Source organism: Pseudomonas sp. PS01297 (assembly GCF_029959305.1).
GTDB lineage: Bacteria > Pseudomonadota > Gammaproteobacteria > Pseudomonadales > Pseudomonadaceae > Aquipseudomonas > Aquipseudomonas helleri.
Map to the genome: position 1 here is coordinate 1 of NZ_JASCPQ010000194.1, position 2,958 is coordinate 2,958.

Annotated in this window: 4 protein-coding genes; 2 read left to right on the forward strand and 2 right to left on the reverse strand. The window is 58.7% G+C overall.

The features are described 5' to 3' along the window. Positions 1-91 precede the first annotated feature (91 nt). Entirely contained in the window at positions 92-622 is a 531-nt protein-coding gene (locus tag QMX84_RS26155; protein ID WP_262123823.1) for a ferritin-like domain-containing protein, read from the reverse strand. An 86-nt stretch (positions 623-708) separates the two neighbouring features. Continuing rightward, positions 709-1,602 carry a DMT family transporter gene (locus QMX84_RS26160; protein WP_282365139.1) on the reverse strand — a complete coding sequence of 298 codons (894 nt, stop codon included), beginning with the start codon at positions 1,600-1,602 and terminating at the stop codon, positions 709-711. Positions 1,603-1,699: 97 nt separating this feature from the next. Between QMX84_RS26160 and QMX84_RS26165 the strand changes: the two genes are divergently transcribed. Together QMX84_RS26165 and QMX84_RS26170 are read left to right on the forward strand one after the other, a co-directional pair. Further along, positions 1,700-2,485 carry a helix-turn-helix transcriptional regulator gene (locus QMX84_RS26165; RefSeq protein WP_048366555.1) on the forward strand — a complete coding sequence of 262 codons (786 nt, stop codon included), beginning with the start codon at positions 1,700-1,702 and terminating at the stop codon, positions 2,483-2,485. Positions 2,486-2,570: 85 nt separating this feature from the next. Then, positions 2,571-2,858 carry a PsiF family protein gene (locus QMX84_RS26170; protein ID WP_262123821.1) on the forward strand — a complete coding sequence of 96 codons (288 nt, stop codon included), beginning with the start codon at positions 2,571-2,573 and terminating at the stop codon, positions 2,856-2,858. Positions 2,859-2,958: the final 100 nt, after the last annotated feature.

Genomic DNA, 2,958 nt, shown 5'->3' on the forward strand with positions numbered 1-2,958 from the left:
GGGCTTGCTCGCGATGGGGTCGATGCGGTGTCACTTAATCACCGTGTCGATGCCATCGCGAGCAAGCCCGCTCCCACCAGTTGGGTGATGCTTACAGGTCTTGCAGAATATCCGCCATGTCGTCGGCGTGTTCTTCCTCTTGCGCCAGGATTTCTTCAAAGATCCGGCGTGTGGTCGGGTCTTTGTCGCCGATGTACTGGATGATTTCGCGGTAGCTGTCGACCGCAATCCGTTCAGCGACCAAATCCTCGTAGACCATTTCTTTCAGGGTCTTGCCCGCCACGTACTGCGCATGTGCGTTTTTGGACAGCAGGTCCGGGTTGAACTCCGGCTCGCCGCCCAGTTGCACAATGCGCTCGGCCAGTTTGTCGGCGTGTTCCATTTCCTGGTTGGCGTGCTCCAGAAACTCGTCGGCAGCCACGCTGGCCTTGAGCCCGTTGGCCATGAAGTAGTGGCGTTTGTAACGCAGCACGCACACCAGTTCAGTGGCCAGGGATTCGTTGAGCAGCCGCAGGATTTCTTCGCGGTTGGCGTGGTAGCCCTCGGTGACGGCACCGTCTTCGACATTTTTGCGAGCGCGGTCGCGCAGGGTGTTTTTATCGGTCAGATGGATCTCGGTCATTTCTATCTCCTCACTAATCCGGTGGCCGCTTCGCTCTGTTGGCGAGGTCGGTTCGTTAGTTGTGAGTTCAGCGCGCCGAGAAAGTTTTATCTATTTTCAACCGGTCTGGATTTACCCAGCGGTGTCGTCCAGCGCTCAGACAAAATCACCCCGCCCAGGGTCAACGCGCCGCCGATCAGGTGGAAGATATGCAGTTGCTCCTTGAGCACGACCGCCGCAATCAGCGCCGTAATCAGTGGCAGCAAGTTGAAAAACTGCGACGTGCGGCTCGGGCCGAGGGTAGCCACGGCCTTCATCCAGGCCAGCGGCGCGAGCATCGAGGCGAGGATGCAGGCGTACATCACCAGGCCGATGTTGTGCACGCTGGGGCCCATTTTGGGCGACAGCAGGTACATCGGAAACAACACCACAATGGCCACCAGCACTTGCAGGTAGAGCATCTGCAACGGCGGCAAGCGCAACTGCCATTTTTTCAGCAGGGTGCTGTAAATCGCATACGCCAGGGTGGCGACCAGCATCATCGCGTCGCCCAGGTTCAGGCCGTGGGCGAGCAACACGCTCAAACTGCCGCTCGACACCACCACCAACACCCCGACAAACGACAGGACGGCGCCCACCAGCGCGCCACGGGTCAGGCGCTGGCCCAGGCTGATGATCGACATGGTCAACACCATCAGCGGCATCAACGAGAGGATGATGCCCATGTTGGTGGCCGAAGTGAGCGCGGCGGCGAAGTACGCCAGGCTCTGGTAAACCGCCATGCCGAGCACGCCGAGGATAAAAATCTTGCCCAGGTTGGGGCGGATCACTGACCAGTTGGCGATCACCGGCTTGAGCATGAACGGGGTAAACAGCAGCCCGGCCAGCAACCAGCGGTAAAAGCCGATCTCGGACGGGAAGATCGCCCCGACGGCCAGTTTGTTAACGACGGTATTGCCGGCCCAGATCAAAATGGCCAGCAGCGGGAAAGCGTATTGCATCAGAAACAACCACAGGGTGAGTAAGCAGCAATTATCCGCTTGTCTGTCTGCACGCCTATACTGCGATCCAGCCAACCTCCGCTTGAATCCAGACAGCATGCGCAAAAAATTGATTTGTGTTCCCGAGTTCGAGCAACTGCCTGCGCCGGTGTACTTTCGGTATGCCGAGTTTGATGCCGACAGCCATTCCACGCCCCACCTGCACAGTTGGGGGTCGCTGGGTTATGTGTCCAACGGCGTCATGCGCTATGAGGTCGGCGGGCGGCGCTTTATGTCACCGCCGCAGTACGCACTGTGGGTGCCGCCGAATACCGAACATAGTTCCTACAACTCCCATGCGATTGTTTACCGCTCGGTGTATCTGGATGCCGTGCTGTGTGAGCAATTGCCGCGCGAGCCGGTGACGCTGGCCATTAGCGATATCCTCAAAAGCATCCTCAGCGACTTTGCCCGCCGCGACATTCACATCCCGCAGACCGAAGCGGATATCCGTCTGGCGCAGGTGCTGGTCGACCAACTGCAACAAGCCCCGGTGCACCAGTGCTATTTGCCCTATGCCAGCCATCCGGGGTTACAACGGGTGCTTGAAGCGTTGCAGGCTCAGCCCGGCGATAACCGGCCGCTGGGCGAATGGGCAGAGCAGGCGCATGTCAGCGAGCGCACCCTGGCGCGCTTGTTTGTGCGTGAATTGGCCATGAGCTTTGGGGAGTGGCGTCAGCGCCTGCGCTTTCTGGCCGCGATTGAAGCGCTGGAATCCACCCGCAGCGTGCAAGACGTCGGGTTTGACCTGGGTTACAGCACGTCCTCGGCGTTTATCGCGATGTTCCAGCGCCAGGCCGGGTGCTCGCCAGAGCAGTATCGACGGCAGTTACGACCGCGCTGAACACGTCATCGGTAGCTGTAACAGAGTTTGTCTACACTGTGATGAACGTCGCTGCCACCCGGTGCGGCCATAAGGAGAAAACTCCATGAAGATGCTGCGTGTTCCTCTGCTGCTGATGGGTTTACTGCTGTGTTCACACAGTTTTGCTGACACCGCTCAACAAAACAAAATGACCTCCTGCAACGCTGACGCCAGCGCCAAAGCCCTCAAGGGCGATGAGCGCAAAGCGTTTATGAGCAACTGCCTCAAGGCCACCCCTGCGGCCACGACCCCGCAAGAACGGATGAAAAACTGCAACGCCACCGCCACCACCCAAGCCCTTAAAGGCGATGCGCGCAAAGCCTTTATGAGTGACTGCCTGAAGAAAAAATAAACCCGATTCTGTAGGAGCTGCCGCAGGCTGCGATCTTTTAACACTCAAAAGATCGCAGCCTGAGGCAGCTCCTGCAGGGGAACCCTGGCAAGTTTCCGTC